13 protein-coding genes and 2 pseudogenes are annotated in these 15,890 nt (G+C 70.5%); 6 read left to right on the top strand and 9 right to left on the bottom strand.

What is annotated here, in order from left to right; genetic code table 11:
* Positions 1-187: 187 nt before the first annotated feature.
* The 4 genes and pseudogenes from OHB41_RS44045 to OHB41_RS44030 form a co-directional block, all read right to left on the bottom strand.
* Positions 188-478 (bottom strand): annotated as a pseudogene (locus OHB41_RS44045) (aldehyde oxidase); the annotation flags it as partial.
* Positions 479-543: 65 nt separating this feature from the next.
* Positions 544-717 (bottom strand): annotated as a pseudogene (locus OHB41_RS52135) (helix-turn-helix domain-containing protein); the annotation flags it as partial.
* A gap of 110 nt (positions 718-827) precedes the next feature.
* On the bottom strand, positions 828-1,952 hold the full coding sequence (locus OHB41_RS44035) for a hypothetical protein (protein ID WP_266707029.1): 1,125 nt from the start codon (positions 1,950-1,952) through the stop codon (positions 828-830).
* Positions 1,953-2,185: 233 nt separating this feature from the next.
* Positions 2,186-2,398 (bottom strand): thiamine pyrophosphate-binding protein, encoded by a 213-nt coding sequence (locus OHB41_RS44030; RefSeq protein WP_266707027.1) that lies wholly within the window; start codon positions 2,396-2,398, stop codon positions 2,186-2,188.
* A gap of 222 nt (positions 2,399-2,620) precedes the next feature.
* Between OHB41_RS44030 and OHB41_RS44025 the strand changes: the two genes are divergently transcribed.
* Positions 2,621-3,112 (top strand): hypothetical protein, encoded by a 492-nt coding sequence (locus tag OHB41_RS44025; protein WP_266707025.1) that lies wholly within the window; start codon positions 2,621-2,623, stop codon positions 3,110-3,112.
* 171 nt (positions 3,113-3,283) lie between these two features.
* Here OHB41_RS44025 and OHB41_RS44020 read toward each other — a convergent pair whose 3' ends face one another.
* Together OHB41_RS44020 and OHB41_RS44015 are read right to left on the bottom strand one after the other, a co-directional pair.
* The gene (locus tag OHB41_RS44020; protein ID WP_266707023.1) at positions 3,284-5,632 is read right to left on the bottom strand and encodes an FdhF/YdeP family oxidoreductase; all 2,349 of its coding nucleotides are present in this window, start codon (positions 5,630-5,632) and stop codon (positions 3,284-3,286) included.
* A 137-nt stretch (positions 5,633-5,769) separates the two neighbouring features.
* Positions 5,770-6,501 (bottom strand): YoaK family protein, encoded by a 732-nt coding sequence (locus OHB41_RS44015; RefSeq protein WP_266707021.1) that lies wholly within the window; start codon positions 6,499-6,501, stop codon positions 5,770-5,772.
* Between the two features lie 394 nt (positions 6,502-6,895).
* On the opposite strand from OHB41_RS44015, the gene OHB41_RS44010 reads away from it, so the two are divergent.
* From OHB41_RS44010 to OHB41_RS44000, 3 genes are all read left to right on the top strand, one after another.
* Positions 6,896-9,130, top strand: coding sequence for an ATP-binding SpoIIE family protein phosphatase (locus OHB41_RS44010; protein ID WP_266707019.1), 2,235 nt, complete (start codon positions 6,896-6,898; stop codon positions 9,128-9,130).
* Positions 9,131-9,272: 142 nt separating this feature from the next.
* Entirely contained in the window at positions 9,273-10,667 is a 1,395-nt protein-coding gene (locus OHB41_RS44005) for a cytochrome ubiquinol oxidase subunit I (protein ID WP_526025103.1), read from the top strand.
* Positions 10,664-11,668: a cytochrome d ubiquinol oxidase subunit II gene (locus tag OHB41_RS44000; RefSeq protein WP_266707015.1), complete on the top strand. Its 1,005-nt coding sequence runs from the start codon at positions 10,664-10,666 to the stop codon at positions 11,666-11,668. Before OHB41_RS44005 ends, OHB41_RS44000 begins: the two co-directional genes overlap by 4 nt.
* 83 nt (positions 11,669-11,751) lie before the next feature.
* Here OHB41_RS44000 and OHB41_RS43995 read toward each other — a convergent pair whose 3' ends face one another.
* Positions 11,752-12,222 carry a nuclear transport factor 2 family protein gene (locus OHB41_RS43995; RefSeq protein ID WP_266707013.1) on the bottom strand — a complete coding sequence of 157 codons (471 nt, stop codon included), beginning with the start codon at positions 12,220-12,222 and terminating at the stop codon, positions 11,752-11,754.
* A 199-nt stretch (positions 12,223-12,421) separates the two neighbouring features.
* Here OHB41_RS43995 and OHB41_RS43990 point away from each other — a divergent pair, with 199 nt between their 5' ends.
* Together OHB41_RS43990 and OHB41_RS43985 are read left to right on the top strand one after the other, a co-directional pair.
* On the top strand, positions 12,422-12,862 hold the full coding sequence (locus tag OHB41_RS43990) for a MerR family transcriptional regulator (protein WP_266707011.1): 441 nt from the start codon (positions 12,422-12,424) through the stop codon (positions 12,860-12,862).
* Position 12,863: 1 nt separating this feature from the next.
* Positions 12,864-13,934 (top strand): NAD-dependent epimerase/dehydratase family protein, encoded by a 1,071-nt coding sequence (locus OHB41_RS43985; RefSeq protein WP_266707009.1) that lies wholly within the window; start codon positions 12,864-12,866, stop codon positions 13,932-13,934.
* Positions 13,935-13,957: 23 nt separating this feature from the next.
* Here the strand turns inward: OHB41_RS43985 and OHB41_RS43980 are convergent, their stop codons facing one another.
* Together OHB41_RS43980 and OHB41_RS43975 are read right to left on the bottom strand one after the other, a co-directional pair.
* On the bottom strand, positions 13,958-14,875 hold the full coding sequence (locus OHB41_RS43980; protein ID WP_266707007.1) for an AraC family transcriptional regulator: 918 nt from the start codon (positions 14,873-14,875) through the stop codon (positions 13,958-13,960).
* A 62-nt stretch (positions 14,876-14,937) separates the two neighbouring features.
* The gene (locus tag OHB41_RS43975; RefSeq protein WP_266707005.1) at positions 14,938-15,888 is read right to left on the bottom strand and encodes an STM4011 family radical SAM protein; all 951 of its coding nucleotides are present in this window, start codon (positions 15,886-15,888) and stop codon (positions 14,938-14,940) included.
* Between the last annotated feature and the right edge of the window lie 2 nt (positions 15,889-15,890).

The raw sequence follows: 15,890 nt of genomic DNA, 5'->3' as shown, positions 1-15,890 counted from the left end.
CCGGTGCGGCCGGGGAACCGGAAAGGCCGTGATCAGAGGTTGAAGGCGATGGCGACGCCCCCGAAGGCGTCCGCTCGGCCGTCCGCGGGTCCTGTCGTGACAGAGAGTGCGAGAAGGCGCCCCTCGTCACCCTCCCCTGGGTGCAGAAGATGAACACAAGCGGGGGAGGAGGCAACCGCCTGTTCTCCTACACGCCTTGACGGCCCGTCATACCGGCTTCGCGGAGGGCCGGCCAGACCCGGTCGCGGGTGAGCGGAAGGTCCGTGAAACGGACGCCCGTCGCGTCCCGCAGGGCGTTGGCGAAGGCCGGGGCGACCGGGTTGAAGGGGCTCTCGCTCATCGACTTGGCGCGCAGCGGGCCGATGGCGTCCGACGTCTCCATGAAGTGCACCTCGGTGCGCGGGATGTCGGCGTACTGGGGGAGGCGGTAGCGGCGGAACGCGGCCGTCTCGACCTCTCCGCGCGCGTCGACGCGTACGGCCGACGCGGGCAAGGTCATGAACCCGACGCAGTGCCGCGGTCAGGTGGAGGCGGGGTGGCGCAGGCCCTGGGTGCGACGCTCTTCGAGACGAACCGCGCGAGCCCCACACCGTCGACCACCCGGTTCCCCGACCCGTCCCTGCCCATGGGCAGCCGGCCCCCGTCCGCCCAGCGGCGCACGGTCTCCGGAATCACCCTCAGCAGGCGCGCGGCCTGGCCAATGCTGTACGTCGGCACACAGGAACCCCAACGGGCGCCTGCGGGGCGGTCGCGCGTCCCCCGGCCGGTCGCGGGCGGGGCGGATCGCGAGGCGGACGGCGGGGAGGGTGCGCGACGGGCAGGATGCGTCAGGCCGGTTCCGCGTAGCGCGAGCCCGCGAAACACCGTGCCGCCCGCTCCACCTCGTCGCTGTCGCGCAGCCGGCGCAACTCGACCAGGGGGTAGGTCCGGTGGCCGTCGGCGATGTCGTGGGGCAGGTCGAAGCTGTGGCCGGGGACCGGCCACAGCAACAGCCACGGATGCTTCTCGGTCACGCCCGGTCTGCGGGCCACGGTGACAGCCACCACCTGGTCCCAGCCGATCGCCACCTCAGGGGCGGCGAAGTTCTGTACGGCCAGGCCGGCCGGTCCGATCCGCAGACGCAAGGGCCGCAGCCACCTGCGGAAGGACAGCACGCTCAGACACCATCCCAGCGTCGCGCCCAACGGCGCGAGCGCGGCGGCCGGTTCGGGTCCCCATGGGAGATGGCCGGTGAACAGCGGGATCGTCGAGGCCGTCCCGGCGACCGCGAGGGCGAGCGCCAGCAGCAGCCGGGCGCCGGAGTTGCGACGTGCGGTGAACGTACGAGCCGCCACGGCAGGGACCTCCGCGGCCCGCGGGGACCCGGCCGCGTCGGTCAGCGGCCCGAAGCCGGGGCCCTGCGACGTCACGGGCCCGGGTGCAACCGCCCGGCGCAGCCCGTGCGGCGCTCCTTCGAAGCGCGGGCCCGCGTACCGGGTCAAGGCCTCGATCAACTCGCCCACGCCATGGTCGAGTTCGGCGGCGTCGGCCACGTCGTAGACGCGCCGGCCGCCGGCGACGGATGCCCGCAGGCCCGGCAGTTCCGCGCCGTCAGTGGGAAAGACGTGGAGATGCGGCGGTGGCGGAGCGGTGGTGCCGTCGTCACTGTCCACTTGGACCGCCGCCCTGTAGTGCAGGGCGACGCCCTCGATCTGTCCCCAGCCGAGACCTCCGTCGACCAGCGTGATGCCCTGTTCGTCGACGCGCAGGCTGTACGGGTGTGCGGCGCGGCGCAGTTCCCGGATCCCGGTGAGGACGCCCAGGGCGGCCAGGGCCATGAGGAGGTAGGCCGAGTCACGGCCCTGGCCGTTCGCCAGGACCGCCCACACGACCGCCCCGGCCCCGACGGCGAGCCCCCATCCGGTCCGGCGTCTTCCGCTCGCGCGCAGCCGTCCGCTTCTCGTGAACTCCATCTGTCCGCCCCCCTGCCGCTGTCGCGGCTCCTCGGTGTGCCCCTGCGCGCGGATTCACCGGAACGCTGTCCGGCTTCGCGCCGTTGCGCCAGCTCTGCCCTTCAGGACGCCGCCGTACGTCCCGCAGGAGGGGACGCCGGATGAACAGATGGCAACCGTCCACCAGCAGGTCTGCCGCGCCACGGGCGCGCCGCCCGCGGGTGCTGTCCGGCCCGGAGCCTGCGGCTGCCGGGCTACTTCTGCGGCACCTCGATCAGGGGGCATCTGCTCGTGCCGGCCCTGGGCGTAGGCGTCGGCCATACCGAGGGCTGCAGAGCGAGGTAATAGGGGATGTCGTCCGGCAGGCCCGTCAGGAAGGACAGCTCGTTCGAGCCGGGGTTACCGAAGACCGCGCTGACCCCGTGCTGCCGGAGAACGCCGTAGAAGGCATCACTTACGGTCACCATCGCAGGGCGCCCCTCCGCCCGATTTCATGCGTAGGACGTTAGTCTCGCGACGAGTGGTGAGCGACTCGGACCACCTGTCCAGCGTCGACGGTGGAGCCTGTGTCGCCCGTGAGCGACGCCGTTCACCGCCACAGGTGCTGAACGGGGTATGGGTGTTGAATGGGATACCCGGGGGGTCGGAAGAGTGTCCTCTCCCTCATCGGGCCCGGCGAAAGGTCCACCATGACGACCCTGACACGCGGACTGATGTACGGCGCCGCGGCCGGCGCCGCGGGCACCACGGTGCTCGACGCCGTGAGCTACTGCGACATGGTGCTGCGCGGGCGTGCCGCCAGTTCCACGCCGGAGGTGACCGTGCGCAGGCTCTCGCAGAAGCTGCACGTCCCGATCCCGGGTGAGGGGGAGAAGCAGGACAACCGGGTGGCCGGCCTCGGCCCTCTGACGGGCTACGCCGCGGGACTCGGCATGGGAGCACTCCTCGGCGTCGCCCGCGCCGCCGGGTGGCGCCCGAGCCTCGCGACCCACTATGCGGTGGCCGCCGTCGGAGCCCTCGTCGGTACCAATGGCCCCATGACGCTTCTGCGGGTCACCGACCCGCGTACCTGGTCACTCGTCGACTGGGTCTCCGACATCGTCCCGCACGTCGCCTACGCCGTGGTGACGGTGGCGGTCGTCGAGCGGATGATGCCCACGGCCGGCCGCAAGGGCGGATGAGGGGCGACGGCGCCGCACCAGGGTTACCAGCGCACCAGGACGGCGCAACCGCGCACACCCATCGCACGGGTCACCGCGCGGGCCACCGCACGGGTGGCCTTCACCTCACCGGGTTGTGCCGGCGTGCCGACTCACCGAGCCGACTCACCGTGGTGTGCCGACGCGCCGGCCTCAGGTCGTCCGGCTCGGCGTGATCGTCACCTTGAGGCTCTTCATCAACGGCTGGTCACTCTGGATGCTGTAGTCGCTCGCCCCGATGAGGGCGTTCATCTCCGGCATGTAGCCGGCCGCGCAGCTCCGGGGCACGTCGTAGGGAAGGGCGTGGTACTGGCGGAGCGTGCGCCGGGAACCGTCCTTGGCCGTCGCGGTGATGTCGACGAGGCTTCCGTCCTTGATGTGCCGGGCGCGCATGTCGGCCCGGTTCATGAAGACCAGCGTGCGCAGGTTCTTGATGCCCCGGTAGCGGTCGTCGTCGGAGTAGATCGTGGTGTTCCACTGGTCGTGGGACCGCATGGTCTGCAGGATCAGGGTGCCGTCCTCGGGGACGACGTCGGTCAGCGGGGCCGCCGAGAACTCGGCGCGTCCGGTGGGGGTGAGGAAGACGAGTTCGCGGGCGGGCTGGCGGATGCGGAAGCCCAGGGGGAGCCGCACTCGGCGGTTGAAGTCCTCGAAGCCGTCCAGCACCCGGGCCATGGTGTCGCGGATGCGGTCGTAGTCCTCGATGTAGTGCTCCCACGGTGTGCTGCTGTCCGGGAGGGTCGCGCGGGCCATGCCGGCGATGATGGCCGGTTCGGACAACAGGTCGGGTGAGGCGGGCCGCTTCATGCCCAGCGAGAGATGCACCATGCTCATCGAGTCCTCGACCGAGGTGGCCTGCACGCCGTGTCGCTGGTGGTCCTTCTCGGTGCGGCCCAGGCACGGCAGGATGAGGGCCTTCTTCCCGTGGACGAGGTGGCTGCGGTTGAGTTTGGTGCTGACGTGCACGGTGAGGGCACAGTGCGCGAGGCCCTCGGCGGTGTAGGCGGTGTCCGGGGCCGCCAGGGCGAAGTTGCCTCCCATGCCGACGAACACCTTCACCTTCCCCGCGTGCATGCCCGCGACCGTGGCGACCGTGTCCATGCCGTGCGGACGCGGCGCGTCGATCCCGCAGACGTCGTCGAGCCGCCGGAGGAACACCTCGGTGGGCCGGTGGTCGATCCCGCACGTCCGGTTGCCCTGGACGTTGCTGTGGCCGCGCACGGGGGAGGGGCCGGCACCTTCACGGCCCAGATTGCCCCTCAGCAGCAGTACGTTGACGATCTCGCGGATGGTGTCGACGCCGTGTTCGTGCTGGGAGACGCCCAGGCACCAGCTGATCAGGGTGCGGTCGGCGCGGGAGTAGACGTCCGCCGCCTTGAGGATCTCGGCACGGGTCAGTCCGGACTGGAGCTCCAGTTCCTCCCACGGTGTGGCCTCGCAGACGGCCCGGTACGCGTCGAAGCCATGGGTGTGACGGTCGATGAACTCACGGTCCAGGGCCTTGGGATCGTGCTCGGACTCCTCCAGCACGGCCTTGGCGATACCCCGCATCAGAGCCATGTCCCCGCCCGCGCGGACCTGAAGGTTGAGCGTGCTCGTCCGCGTCGACTTGAACAGGACCATGTCCGTGATGTCGTGCGGCACGATGGTGCGGGTGGCGGCCGCTTCCACCAGCGGGTTGATGTGAACGATCTGCGCGCCGCGCCGGTAGGCCTCGGCAAGCGCGGTCAGCATGCGAGGGGCGTTGGAGGCGGCGTTGACACCCATGATGAACAGGGCGTCCGCGGTCTCCCAGTCCTTGAGGTCGGCGGTTCCCTTGCCGGTGCCGAGGGCGGCCTGCAGAGCGCGGCCGGAGGCTTCGTGGCACATGTTCGAGCAGTCGGGGAGGTTGTTGGTGCCGAATTCGCGTGCCATGAGCTGGTACAGGAAGGTGGCCTCGTTGCCCAGCCGGCCGGACGTGTAGAAGGCTGCCTGGTTCGGGCTGTCCAGGGCTCGCAGTTCGCCTCCGATCAGGTCGAAGGCCTCCTGCCAGTCGATGGGGACGTAACGGTCGACGGCGGCGTCGTAGACGAGGGGCTCGCTGAGGCGGCCCTGGTCCTCCAACGCGAAGTCCGTCCAGGTGGAAAGCTCCGAGACAGTGTGGGCCGCGAAGAAGTCCGCGCCGACCCGCTTCGGGGTCATCTCCCAGGTGACGTGTTTGATGCCGTTCTCGCAGATGTCGAGCTTGAGCCCCTTGGTGTCGTCGGGCCAGGCGCACCCCGGACAGTCGAAACCGGTGTTCTCGTGGTTCATCCTGAAGATCGCGCGTGGCCCGTCGACCAGGGCTCTTTCCTTCACGAGGACGTGGGTGACGCTCTTGGCTGCGCCCCATCCGGCCGCGGGGTGGTGGTAGTGCACCTGCGACGGCTTCTTGTCCGTGCTCGGCCCCATGCCGCCGTCGGGCGTCCGGGGTGGTTCCTCGGGTTCGGCAGGCGCCGACTCGTTCACATCCGAGGCAGTCATATCCATCACCCTGCAATAGGTGGAAAGGTCGGACTCCGCAGGCTCCGATGTTTCATGCTATGTGCGCCCGTCCGGATTGTCCTGCGTGCCCGGACGGGCCGGTCCTCCGTGACCGCTGCGCGTCCGAAGCCACGGGATCACGCGTCCTGGAGCGGCCCGTCGTCGGGCGCCGACCGTCGCCGTAGCACGGTCGCCAACAGCGCGGCCGTCACCAGAACGGCAGGAACCGCCGGCGCGAGGAGATGGGCCCAGCGCACCGCCGCACCCCCCACCGCGGCACCGACCGGCAGCAGCAGGATGACCAGCGCGTTGTGCCGCTGCAGCTTTCTTTCGACCGTCGCCTGAGCCACGAGCCCCGTCAGAGCGCCGGTGATGTAGGCGGTCGTCACACTGCTGCCGGCCACCACTCGGACGCTGCCGCTCTGGCAGCCCATCGACACGGCGCCCACAGCGAGCAGGACCGCACGAGCCGTCGTCCCCGGCGCGCCGTCCAGAAAGAGCCAGGAGGCGAACACCGCCCACAACAGCACGCTCTCCGCCAGCAGGGCGCCGGTCACCCCGGTGAGCGGTACGCGGCCCGTCGCGGCCGTGATCCAGCTTCCCGCGGCAGCCCCCACCAGGTACGCCGCGATGGCGAGAGCCGCGAGGTTGGCCAGCGAGAGGTGCCCGTTGCCCAGGGCCAGTCCCAGCAGCGCGGAATTGGCCGTCATGACGCTCGTGAACACCCCGCCCAGTGCGAGGAAACTGAGGGCGTTGACGGCGCCGCTCGCCAGCGTCAGCAGAAACTGAGCCGTCCGCGCGTGTCCCGGCCACTCCCGACCGCCGGGCGCGCTCGGTCTCAACGCCATGACGGCGAGGGGTGCAGCCATGACAGGGCCGGACGGAGCCGTGACAGCAACCGACGGAGCCATGGCGGAGACAGGCGGAGCAGCCCTGCACAGTCCACTTCCACGCTCCTCACACGGCCTCGCCGGACGTTGCCGCGCACAGCCTCGATGCGCTCAATCTAAGGGCAGTCCCCTGGTCCCCGGTGGATCAGCACGCGGCGTCGGATGCGGTGCACCGCAGGGCGGAGCCTGTCACCGGGGCGGACGGCGGGTGACTGAGTTGCCGGTGCCCTCCCCCGGCGGCATTCTGGAAGGTAATCATCCTGCGGCCCTCAAGGAGTCGTGTAGGCAGGGGAATGGAGGCCGGCCCTCTTCCCGGCCACGCGGAAGCCGTTCACCACGGACTGTCTGCCCTGGGGAGCTGGAGGAGGCGGGCATGCAGGCGCACGAGACGTGGTTCACGCTCACCGAGGAAGGCGGCGTCACCGACTGGACGCGGGCGGCCGCCGCGGCGACGGGAATCGCGGCCTCCGACGCCGAAGGCAGTTCGGCGGGCCAACTCCTCGGCCGGCTGCTCGGACCCGACTCGGACCGCGCCTTCAACCTCGAGGTGGGACGCGACACGGACGACGGCGTCATCCACGTGTGGCCCGTCCGGCACAGGCCCGAGGACACGATGGGTTCCGTCTTCGATGAGTCCGTCGCGGGTCTCGAGATATACGACCTGGGCCTCACTGTGCTGAGATCCAACCCCGCCGCCCTGGCGCTGCGTGGTCTGCCCGCCGATCAGGTCGTCAACCGACCGGTGGCGGACCTCGGGCCCGGTCTCCCCCTCACCCCGCTCCTCGACCAGGTCCTCACCGGCTGTCTGCCGGCGCTCAGCCGAGAGATCCGGGGACACGACCGCAAGGGCGGCTCGCACACTTACCACGTGACCGCCTACCTTCTCCACGGGGTCTGCCACGAACCCGTCGGCATCGCCACCGTCATCCACGACGTCACCGAGCGGGTCCGGACGCAGGCGGCAGCGGACCTTCTCGCCCTGGCCCGCGGGAGGATCGGGACCACCCTCGACGCCACCCGCACCGCCCAGGAACTCGCCGAGGTCGCCGTCAGGGACTTCGCGGACGTCGCCTCCGTCGACCTGCTCGACTCCGTGTTGCGGGGGGACGAACCTCCCGAGCCACCCGTCGACGCCGATGTACCCCTGCGCCGGGCGGCGTTCGAGGGAGTCGCCCACATGAGGGGCGTGTACGCGGTCGGCGAGCCCAGCCGATTCGTGTACCCCACTCCCTACACGCAGGTGCTCGCCGATCTCGCGCCGCGCCTGATCGACCCGCACTCCACACCGTCCGACTGGCTGATGCACGACGGCGCGCGGGCCGGAGCGCTGCAACGCGCCGGCGTCCACTCGATGATCATCGCGCCGTTGGCCGTCCATGGCCGGGTCCTGGGACTCGCCTGTTTCTACCGCGGCCCCCGGCACCCGGAACCCTTCACGACCGACGATGTCCCGCTGGCAGCCGAGTTGGCCGACAACGCGGCCATCCACATCGAGAACGCCCGCCGCTACATCCGTGAGCACACCCTCGCCATCAGCCTGCAGCGCAGCCTGCTGCCCAGGGTGATGCCGACGGTCTCCGCGGTCAGCACGTGCCACTTCCACCTTCCGGGAACCGGCCAGGCCCTCTGGTTCGACGTCATCGAACTGTCCAGCGCCCGTATCGGTCTCGCCATCGGCCAGATTCCCGATCAGGGGCTGGCCGCGGCGGCCACCGTGGGGAGACTGCGTACGGCTGTGTCGACGCTCGCCGTGCTGGACCTGCCTCCCGACGAACTGCTGGCCCACCTGGACGACGCAGCGCAGCGCATCGCCCGCGAAAAGTCCTCACCCGAGTCCTGCGGAGCGGCTCACGCGTGCTGCCAGTACGGCGTCTACGACCCCGTGGACGGACACCTCACCATGGCCAGCGCCGGCTGGCCACCGCCGTTGATCACCCCGATGGCGGGGGCGACCCCGGAGAGCCTCGAGCACATCGTCGGACCGCCTCTGGGAAACCACGCCAGCTACGAAAGCGTCGACATCCCTCTCGTGCCGGAGAGCCTGCTCACGCTCTATTCCCCCTCGCTGCTGGGCACCGGCCCGCAGGCCGACCAACGGCTTTCCCGGCTGCGGGAGATCAGCGCCCGTCCGACCGCCGACCCCAAGGCCACCTGCGACGCCATCGTGTACAGCCTGCTGCGCGAGCCGCCGCCGGACGGTGTCGCCGTGCTCGCGATCCGCACCCACCGCCTCGCCCGCGACCAGGTCGCCTCGTGGCGGTTTCCCCCGGAGGCCTCGTCCGTCGCCGATTGCCGGCACCGGGTCCGCGGACAGCTGGAGCGCTGGGGACTGGGCTCGCACGCGTTCACGGCGGAGATGGTCGTCAGCGAACTCGTCACCAACGTCATCCGCCACGCCACCGGCACGGCCACGGTGCGGCTGATCCGGGACCAGTCGCTGACCCTGGAAGTCTCCGACGGGGCCACGACCGCCCCCCATCTCCGGCACGCCCGCATCCAGGACGAGGACGGCCGCGGTCTGCTCATCGTCGCCGCCCTCACCGACCGTTGGGGCACCCGCTACACCGAGGACGGCAAGACGGTGTGGACCGAGGAGCCCCTGCCCTGACGGCCGCACCGCGGTGCGGCCGCGCGGCGGGCCACCCCTAGTCCGTCCGGGTGACGCGCCGCGCCGCGCCGCACCCGGGACATCCCGGATGTGCCGTCACGGCACAAGGATGGACCGGGTGTTGCATCCAGTGAGCAAGGCCATGGCGGCCGTCGGAGACCCCTCGCAGATGCTCCCCGCCCGGGAGCAGATGGCGTTCACTCTCGGCTTCCACATCATCCTGGTGCCCTTCGGTGTCGCCCTGACCGCGCTCATGCTCATCGCTCACTACCGGGGGCTGCGCCACGGCGACGGCGACGCCCTGCGGCTGGCCAGACGATGGTCGAAGGTGGCCGCCGTGCTCTTCGCGGTGGGGGCGATCACCGGTACGGTCCTGTCGTTCGAACTCGGCATCCTGTGGCCCGGTCTGATGGGCGACTACGGAGCCGCCTTCGGGATGCCGTTCGCGGTCGAGGGCCTCTTCTTCTTCCTCGAAGCGATCTTCGTCTCGATCTATCTCTACGGCTGGAACCGGCTTCCGCCCTGGGCCCACTTCTGGACGGGAGTTCCGGTCGTGCTGGCCAGCCTCGGCGGTGCGGCGGCCGTCATCGCGGCCAACAGCTGGATGAACCAACCCGGCGGGATCACCCTGCGCGACGGCCATGTCACCGCCGTACGGCCGCTGCGAGTCTTCTTCAACGGAGCGTTCTGGTACGAGACCGTGCACATGCTCCTCGCCGCCTACATCGTGGCCGGCTTCACGGTCGCCGGCGTGTACGCCGCCGGCATGCTCAAAGGACGCCGGGACCGCCACCACCGGCTGGGATTCCTCATCGGCTTCCTGGTCGCGGCGGCGGCCATCCCGGTGCAGATCGTCGTCGGCGACACGGTGGCACGCGAGGTGTTCAAGGAAGAGCCCGCCAAATTCGCGGCGATCGAACTCCTGCCCGCGACCGATGACCACGTGGCGGAGAACGTCGGCGGGTTCCTGGTGGACGGCAAGGTCAGGTACGGCCTGCCCATCCCGGACATGGCGTCGATCCTCGCGGGCTTCACCCCCTCGACCGAGATCAGGGGCCTGGAGGCCATCCCGGCCGGGGTGCGGCCCACCGACCGCAGCGTCACCATCGTGCACCTGGCCTTCGACGTGATGGTCGGCACCACCTTCCTCATGCTCGGCCTGGTCCTCTGGTTCGCCTGGCTGTGGTGGCGGGGACGGACGATGCCCACCAACCGCTGGTTCCTGCGGGGCGCCGCTCTCAGCGGCCTCGTCGCCGTCGTCTGCCTGGAGAGCGGCTGGGTCGTCACCGAGGTCGGCCGTCAGCCCTGGACCGTGGTCGGGCTGCTGCTGACGAGGCAGGCGGTGACGACGCAGGGCAACCTGTGGCCGCTGTTCGGGGCGACCGTCGTCCTGTACGCGGCGGTCGGCATCGGTGCCGTCCTGGTCCTGCGCGCCATGGCCCGGCGCTGGCGGACCGAGGGCGACGAGACCGTCTACGTTCCCTACGGACCCGAGCAGCCCCACGTCACGTCCGGCGCGGCAGGAGAAGACCGATGAACCTCAGTGACGTGGTCGCCCTGGTCATGTTCGTCGGCGTCGTCGCCTACGCGCTGTTCGGCGGGGCGGACTTCGGTGCCGGCTTCTGGGACCTGACGGCCGGGGGAGCCGAACGCGGCAGGAACCCCCGCCACTTGGTCGACCTGTCGATCGGCCCGGTCTGGGAGGCCAACCACACCTGGCTCATCTACTGCCTGGTCATGCTGTGGAGCGGCTTCCCCGCCGCCTTCGCCGCGATCACCACGACCCTCTATCTGCCACTCGTCTTCGCCGCTCTCGGAATCGTCCTGCGCGGAGCGGGCTTCGCCTTCCGCAAGGTCTCCGTGCGGACGCCCCAACAGCGCCTCAACGGAACGCTGTTCGCGGCCTCCTCCGTACTGACCCCCTACTGCTTCGGCAGCATCGCCGGCGGCATCGCCTCGGGCCGTGTGCCCTCCGGCGGCAACGGCGACGCCGTCACCAGCTGGCTCAACCCCACCTCCGTCCTCGGCGGCATCCTGGCCGTCGTCAGCTGCGCCTACCTCGCCGCCTTCTACCTGGCCACGGCGGCCCACCGGCTCCAGGACGACGACCTCGAGCGGTACTTCCGCGACCGCGCCCTGCTGGCCGGAGCCGTGGCAGGGGTGGTCAGCATCGCCGGGATCTTCGTACTCAGAACCGACGCACCCCGGCTGTTCCATCAGCTCAGTCACCGAGGGCTGCCGCTCATGGTGCTCGCGGCGCTCTGCGGCGTCGTCGGCATGGCGGGGGCACGCCTGGGCCGACGTACCGGCCGGCGGGAGATCGCGGCGCTGGCCATCGCCGCCGTGGTCGTCGGCTGGGGAGTGGCGCAGTACCCCTTCCTGCTCGGCACGCATCTGCGCATCCACGAGGCCGCGGCTCCGGACACCACACTGGCCGTTCTCCTCGGCGTCGCCTGCGTCGCCGCGCTGATCATCCTGCCGTCCCTGATCCTGCTCTTCCGCCTCTCCGGCCAAGGCAGACTCCGCGCCCACACCTGACCGCTCCCGCGGCGCCACCGAACCCGATCCCGGGGCGTTGTTCCGCCCGAGCCGCGGTCTTCCCGGGCCGCGTCCTCCCAGGGTCAGAAGCCGAAGTCGCTGAGGCTGGGGTAGTCGGGCGGGCGGGGCCCCGAACGGTCCCAGTCGAAGGCGCGTTCGGAGGCCGTGATCGGCACGTCGTTGATGCTCGCGTGGCGCACGCTCATGAGTCCGTCGTCGCTGAACTCCCAGTTCTCGTTGCCGTAGGCGCGGAACCAGTCCCCGGTGACCGTGTGGTACTCGTAGGCGAAACGGACGGCGATCCGGTTCCCGCCGAACGCCCACAACTCCTTGATCAGCCGGTATTCGAGTTCGTTCTCCCACTTCCGCGTGAGGAAGGCGACGATCTCCTCGCGGCCGTTGATGAAGAGCGAACGATTACGCCAGCGGCTGTCCTCGGTGTAGGCGAGCGAGACCTTCTCGGGATCGCGGGTGTTCCAGGCGTCCTCGCCGGCCCTGACCTTCTGCACGGCACTCTCGGCATCGAACGGCGGATAGGGCGGCTTCCCGGCCATCGTCAGCTCCTCCGACTCGCACTCGGCTCGGTATGGGGTGGGGGTGGGGTTGGGGATGCGGTAGGCCCAGTGTCTCCACGCGCGGCGTCCCGCGCATCCGCGCGTCCTGTGGTCACCGGAAGCCGGGTCCAGGACATTTGACTTGAAGCGCTTGAGGTGTCGGAGGCTTCTTCATGACGGAGACGACGGAGGACGAACGGTGAGTCTGACCATTCAGGAGATGGCGCGACGCTCGGGCTTCAGCGAGCCCACGCTCCGCTACTACGAGAAGGTCGGCCTGCTGGGAGTGGTGGGCCGCGACGAGTCCAGCGGGCATCGCCGTTACGAAGCGGCGACGGCCGACCGGGTCGTGGCTCTGGCCTGTCTGCGGTCGGCGGGCATGACGGTCGCCGGTATGCGTCGCTACGTGGACCTGCTGCCCCTGGGCAACGCCGCGGCGGCGGAGCAGCGAGACCTGTTCGCCGACCAGGCGGAGAGGCTGGCCGACGACATCGAACGGCTGAAGTCACGCCTGGACTACCTCCGGGGGAAGACCCGGATGTGGGATGCCCGCGTGCGCGGCGACGCCGATGCCGAACGCCGGGCGATCGAGGCGGTCACCGTGATCCTCGAACAATTCGAACACCAAAGGACTGAGTGAAATGACTGCGGACATCCTTGCTTCCGGCGCTTCCGAGGCGGGAACGGTACTGGTGACCGGCGCGACCGGGTACGTCGGCGGGCACATGGTCGCCCGCCTGTTGAGCGAGGGGTACCGGACGCGGGTGACGGTCCGCGAGCCCGGCCGTGACGCCGAGGTCTTGGCCCTCGTGCGGCAGGCCGGGGTGGATCGGGAGGACCTTCTGGAATTCGCTGTGGCGGACCTGTCCGCCGACGCGGGCTGGGCGGCCGCGGCCGACGGCGTGAGCCATGTGCTGCACGTGGCGTCCCCCTTTCCCGTCACGCCGCCGGAGAACGAGGACGACCTCATCCTTCCGGCACGCGACGGCGCGCTGCGGGTCATCTCCGCGGCCCGGACCGCGGGCGCACGACGCGTGGTGATGACGTCGTCCTTCGCGGCGGTCGGCTACACCGTCAAGCCCGACGCCCGGTACTCGGAGGAGGACTGGACCGACCCTGACACCGAAGGCCTCCCCGCCTACCCCCGGTCCAAGGTCCTCGCGGAGCGTGCGGTGTGGGACTTCGTGGAGACCAACGGGGGGATCGAGCTGGCGGTCGTCAACCCCGTGGGCATCTTCGGCCCCGTGCTGGGACCGCGCCTGGCCGCGTCGGCCAACATCGTCAGGGCCATGCTCACCGGCCGGATGCCGGTGGTGCCGCTCATGTACTTCGGCGTCGTCGACGTCCGCGACGTCGTGGACCTGCACCTGCGCGCCATGCTGCATCCCAAGGCGGCGGGAGAACGCTTCCTCGCGGTGGGCGGACCGTCGATCAGCTTCCTCGGCATGGCCCGGACCCTGCGAGCGCACCTGCCCGCAGCGGCCGACGCGCTGCCGTCCTCGGAGCTCACGCTCGAACAGATGCGTGAAGCGGCGAAGACGGATCCGGCGCTCCGGGACGCGGCGGGACTGGGCGGCCGCATTCCCGTCATCAGCGATGCCAAGGCCCGCTCCGTGCTCGACTGGGAACCCCGCGACGTCACCCGGACGATCCGTGACACCGCCGACAGCCTCATCGCACTGGGACTGGTGCCCCCGGTCGGCAAGCCCTAGGTCCGAGCGCGCGTTCCCGCGCTTCAGGTTGCCTGCGCCGTCCTGCGGTAGTCCCGGGGCGAGACGCCGTTGACCCGCTTGAAGGCCGTACTCAGCGCGCTCTCCGAGCCGTAACCGACCATACGGGCGATGGCGGACACGGTGTCGGTTCCCCGCCGCAGGTGGCGGGAGGCGAGTTCCACCCGCCACCGGGTGAGGTAGTCGAGGGGCCCACGGCCGACGGTGTTCTTGAAGCGTGCGGCGAGCGTCGACCGCGACACGGCACAGGCCTGCGCGAGCTCGGCGACGGTCCACGGGTGCTCCGGCCGGCTGTGCAAGGAGGTCAGCGCCGCTGCCACCACCGGATCTCCGAGGCCCGCGAGCCAGCCGGAAGCGGCCCCGGGCTCACGCGTGAGGTGCAGACGCAGGACGTGGACGAGCATGACGACCGCCAGGTGCTCGGCGACCAGTGTCGAGGCCATGGGCCCGTCCCGCAGTTCGCGGTCGATCTGGGCGAGCGCCCATTGCAGGGTCTCGGCCTGAGGTGTTCGCGCGGGTACGTGTATCACGGGAGGCAGGCCTTCGAGCAGCAGTGTGCGTGCCCGGTCGCCGAACGAGAATCGGCCGCCGATGAGGAGTACCTCGTCCTCCCCGTTGCCCGCTCGGGCGACCCCGCCCTCGGACGAAGCGAAGACGTGGGCGGCGTCGACGGCCACCGCTTCCGGGTCACCGCGGAGGGTGAAGCGCCGCGGCTGGGTCAGCAGATAGCAGTCCCCCTCCTCCAGGACGAGCGGGTCAGCCGTGCCCTCCAGCTCGAGGAGGCAGTGACCGCGCCGGACGGCGTTGAACTTCACGCCGGACGGCGCGTCGAACCGGACGGCCCACCGGCCTCCGGCGACCAGGCTCGAGGAGAGGTGACCTCGTGTGTCGAGCAGGGTCAGCACATCCTCCAGGGGATCCATCACGGACTCCTTCTGGACGGTCGAGCAAGTTTCCCGGATCGCCAACTATAGATCGTCCATATTTAGGCGTTCGCCTCCGGGGCCGCGCCCCAGCGAGCGGACTCACCCGTGGCCATCGGGAGGAGTGGGCGGGGTGGCAGCGACTCCGGGCGCGGGACGCGTTCGAGGATTCCGCCCGCGAAGACGTCGTACAACGGCAGGGTCTCCAGATGTACGTACCCGATGTGGCAGTCGCACGCGGCGAGTGGGCACGGTCGCGGAGCGAGCGCGGAACGGTAGGAGCCGTCGTAGAGGTTGCCGAGTTCCGTCCGCACGAAGTGGCAGCGCCGGACGGTGCCCTCTCCGTCGACCGAGACGACGCTCCGGCCGGTCCGGCAGGGCAACCCCGCCGAGCGGTGGGGACGGCGGCTGTAGGGGAAGAGCGGGTCCAGTGCGGTCCACTCGGCTGCCTGCTCGTCGGTGTACGTGTGCCCTTCGGCGGCGTTGATCCACAGGTAGACGTGCGGAGGCAGGTCCGCGCGCAGTCGTCGTGCGTGGTCCAGGTGCTCGGGGAGGCCGACCACGCCGACGCTGAACCGGATCCCCAGGTCGGACAGGCGGTGCGTCCTGTCGAGGAACCTCTCGTAGGGTGTCTGCCCCGGATGGTAGGTGCACCAGAGGGCGACCGTGTCCGCAGCCGCGTCCGCGAGCCAGTCGGTGCGGCAGCTGAGGTTGGTCTGGATCGCGACGCGCCCGATGCGCGGCTCATGGGACAGATCCACCAGGGCCCGGCGGTACCACGAGCGGGTCAGCCCCTCGCCCCACGGCGTGAACAGTACGGACAACCGGTGATCGTGCGGGCCCCGCGCCCAGGCCACGAACCGTTCGAGCGCGGCCCGGTCGGCGCGCAGTTGCGCGGTGCTGTCGCGGCGCTTGGCGAACGGGCAGTACGGGCAGTCGTAGTCGCAGGAGGCGAGCGGCCCCCGGTACAGGATCGTGAGGTCCGTCGGGTCGGTCGGGTGCGTGAGATCCACGG

The organism is Streptomyces sp. NBC_01571, assembly GCF_026339875.1.
In the GTDB taxonomy this organism is placed as follows: Bacteria; Actinomycetota; Actinomycetes; order Streptomycetales; family Streptomycetaceae; genus Streptomyces.
Note: the sequence above shows the minus strand (reverse complement) of the source record. Positions and strands in the feature narration are given on the sequence as shown.

What these genes read in the sequence shown, in the direction of transcription:
- OHB41_RS44035 (WP_266707029.1), bottom strand. Translation starts at nt 1,952, where the DNA reads ATGGAGTTCACGAGAAGCGGACGGCTGCGCGCGAGCGGAAGACGCCGG.
- OHB41_RS44030 (WP_266707027.1), bottom strand. Translation starts at nt 2,398, where the DNA reads ATGGTGACCGTAAGTGATGCCTTCTACGGCGTTCTCCGGCAGCACGGG.
- OHB41_RS44025 (WP_266707025.1), top strand. Translation starts at nt 2,621, where the DNA reads ATGACGACCCTGACACGCGGACTGATGTACGGCGCCGCGGCCGGCGCC.
- OHB41_RS44020 (WP_266707023.1), bottom strand. Translation starts at nt 5,632, where the DNA reads ATGACTGCCTCGGATGTGAACGAGTCGGCGCCTGCCGAACCCGAGGAA.
- OHB41_RS44015 (WP_266707021.1), bottom strand. Translation starts at nt 6,501, where the DNA reads ATGGCTGCACCCCTCGCCGTCATGGCGTTGAGACCGAGCGCGCCCGGC.
- OHB41_RS44010 (WP_266707019.1), top strand. Translation starts at nt 6,896, where the DNA reads ATGCAGGCGCACGAGACGTGGTTCACGCTCACCGAGGAAGGCGGCGTC.
- OHB41_RS44005 (WP_526025103.1), top strand. Translation starts at nt 9,273, where the DNA reads ATGGCGGCCGTCGGAGACCCCTCGCAGATGCTCCCCGCCCGGGAGCAG.
- OHB41_RS44000 (WP_266707015.1), top strand. Translation starts at nt 10,664, where the DNA reads ATGAACCTCAGTGACGTGGTCGCCCTGGTCATGTTCGTCGGCGTCGTC.
- OHB41_RS43995 (WP_266707013.1), bottom strand. Translation starts at nt 12,222, where the DNA reads ATGGCCGGGAAGCCGCCCTATCCGCCGTTCGATGCCGAGAGTGCCGTG.
- OHB41_RS43985 (WP_266707009.1), top strand. Translation starts at nt 12,864, where the DNA reads ATGACTGCGGACATCCTTGCTTCCGGCGCTTCCGAGGCGGGAACGGTA.
- OHB41_RS43980 (WP_266707007.1), bottom strand. Translation starts at nt 14,875, where the DNA reads ATGGATCCCCTGGAGGATGTGCTGACCCTGCTCGACACACGAGGTCAC.